This window comes from Arthrobacter arnarulunnguaqae, assembly GCF_051262515.1.
Lineage (GTDB): Bacteria > Actinomycetota > Actinomycetes > Actinomycetales > Micrococcaceae > Arthrobacter_N.
Map to the genome: position 1 here is coordinate 1 of NZ_JBIMER010000059.1, position 223 is coordinate 223.

Consider the following 223-nt stretch of genomic DNA (forward strand, 5'->3'; position numbering starts at 1 on the left):
CACCTCGGGACCGCCACCGGGAACCCCGCCGGGTCCCGCACCGGGTCCCGCGCCGGGTTTGGCGCCGTCCGCCGGGTCGGCGCCTGCGGCCGCGGCGTCCGGATCGCCGGTCTCGGTGGCCGTGGTGTCCGTGGTGGTTGTTTCGTTTGCCGGGACCGGTCCGTCCGCGGTTTCGGCGTCCGGGGTCGTTTCAGGCGCCGTGGCAGGGGCCGTGGCCGTGGCC

The 223-nt window shown here is 77.6% G+C and carries 1 pseudogene; it reads right to left on the reverse strand.

Annotated features, from left to right (window positions below):
- Positions 1–223: pseudogene (locus ACHAAJ_RS15650) on the reverse strand (hypothetical protein); the annotation flags it as partial.